The organism is Bacillus sp. 05T31, assembly GCF_056396725.1.
This window is the reverse complement of the sequence record NZ_JBFTMA010000879.1, coordinates 1-2,358: the sequence shown is the minus strand read 5'-3', so window position 1 is coordinate 2,358 and position 2,358 is coordinate 1. Positions and strand designations below refer to the sequence as shown.

Here is a 2,358-nt window from a genome sequence, read left to right as displayed (position 1 = left end):
CTATAGATTATGAACAGAAACAAATAAATAGACAAGTGACAGAAATAGCGGCATATTTTCAAGATAAAAATGATACGCTCTCGAGCAAAACATTTGAAAACAGTAATGAATTTCTTAACAACATGATTGATAAACATCAAATGATTCGTATTATCGGAAATGATGGAAAACCCATTGTTACTGTTTCGCGAGATTTTAATGAAGCTTGGATAAAACCAAAACAGGTTACCCAAGATGAATCATTTATAAAAAGACATATAGAAGATCGAATATTAGTTGAGCGCATACCAATTCAAACAAAAAAATTCACGGGAACTATTGAACTTACGAAAAACTTAGAGACATTTGATCATTTATTAAAAATTATCTTAGTGGTAATGGTCTTTGCAGGGATATGTGGATTAGTGTTTAGTTTTTTAGGTGGAATACTTATAACGAAAAAGCTTTTATCAAGTGTCCAAAACATAACGGATACGATGAAGCGTATTAAGAAAAACGGACTAAATGAAAGAGTTCCAGTACGAGAAAATAATGATGAACTCGCAAAATTATCGATTCTTTTTAATGAAATGATGGATGAAGTAGAAACTTCTTTTACACAGCAAAAACAGTTTGTAGAAGACGCATCGCATGAATTAAGAACACCATTAACAATTATTCAAGGGCACTTATCAATGCTGAATCGATGGGGGAAAAATGATTCAGCAGTATTGGATAAATCTCTTCAATCCAGTTTAAAAGAAGTAGATCGATTAAATAAATTAGTTTCAGAACTGCTAGAGCTATCAAGGGCTGAATCAGAACAGATGCATCCAGTAGCAGTCGAACGAGTCCATGTTAATAGCGTATTAAAACAAGATACAAAAGAAGTAAATCAGTATATTTGCATTGAATCAAGTTTACAATCGGGAAAAATTAAAATTTGCATAATAGATCATGGAGCGGGAATACCTGAAGCAGATTTACCTTTTGTTCTTAACCGCTTTTATCGAGTTGATAAAGCGAGAAGTCGTAAACAAGGTGGCAATGGACTAGGTTTATCAATTGCAAAACGGCTTGTAGAAAAATATAACGGAACTATTCAATTAGAGAGTAAAGAAAATGAAGGAACAATTGTTACCATTACATTTCCTTATGCTACTCATTAATAGTTAAAGGTAGAAAATTCTTTTTGAAAACGCTCTTTAAAAGGAGGAATACATTTGTATTTCCTCCTTTTTTGATGCTTAGWAATCAAAWTAWTTTATTTRTTTCGATATTTMWAGTACATTGAAAGKATTAAGGGGGAATAATTAATGRAAGYTATTGTACATCAACATAAAAAAGGATTARAAGGTTTAGAATATAAATTATCASCKGAGATAACWCCTAAKGCSGGGGAAGTTAAAGTGAAATTAARARCAGCAGGTTTAAATCATCGTGATTTATTTATWATGAATAATAGAAAAGAAATGGAAYTACCATTARTTTTAGGRTCAGATGGTGCAGGTATTGTTAYRGAAYTAGGAGAAGRWGTTTCAAATATYWCACTACATACMGAGGTTATTATWAACCCTAGTRTTGGATGGAATAATACTCAYGAAATACCAGAGTTACCTGAAGTACTAGGTGGACCAGCCGATGGAACGTTTGCCGAATATGTTATTGTGCCCGCTGAAAATGTAGTGAAAAAGCCATCCTATCTTACGTGGGAAGAATCTGGTGTGTTATCTTTATCGGCATTAACTGCATATAGAGCGCTTTTTACAAAAGGTAGATTGAAATCTAAAGAACATGTTCTAATTCCGGGAATTGGCGGTGGTGTAGCTACTTATGCTATGTTATTTGCTAAAGCAATTGGAGCAAAGGTGAGTGTTACTTCAAGGATAGAGAGCAAAAGAAAGGCTGCAGAAAAATATGGTGCAGATTTTTCTTTTAATAGTTCTGGTAATTGGGAAGAGTGCTTACATGGAGAAAAAGTAGATTTAATTATAGATAGTATAGGTCCAGCAACTTTCTTAAAATATTTTGATATATTAAAACCAAATGGAAGAATCGTTAATTTTGGTGCAAGTTCAGGAGATAAAATTGTGTTACCGTTACGAGCATTATTTTATAATCAAATCGATATTATGGGAACATCAATGGGCAGCAGTGAGGAATTTAATGAGATGATTCATTTTATAGAGGAACATAATATTAAACCAATCATTGATAAAGTATATCCATTAGAAGAAGCAATTCAAGCTTTAAATCGAATGCAGCAAGGGGAACAATTCGGTAATATTGCCCTTCGTATGGAATGAAAATATGATTTCGTAGATAGTATTTTTAAATGAACGTGTTAAGTATTATATTCATACATGGAGTGTTTACCAT

2 protein-coding genes are annotated in these 2,358 nt (G+C 32.4%); both read left to right on the top strand.

The window, feature by feature from the left end; translation table 11 throughout:
* Positions 1 to 1,148: ATP-binding protein (locus AC1DJR_RS29490; RefSeq protein WP_477004199.1), on the top strand; the 1,148-nt coding region annotated here is incomplete at its 5' end.
* 147 nt (positions 1,149 to 1,295) lie between these two features.
* Entirely contained in the window at positions 1,296 to 2,285 is a 990-nt protein-coding gene (locus AC1DJR_RS29485; RefSeq protein ID WP_477004198.1) for a zinc-binding dehydrogenase, read from the top strand.
* Positions 2,286 to 2,358: the final 73 nt, after the last annotated feature.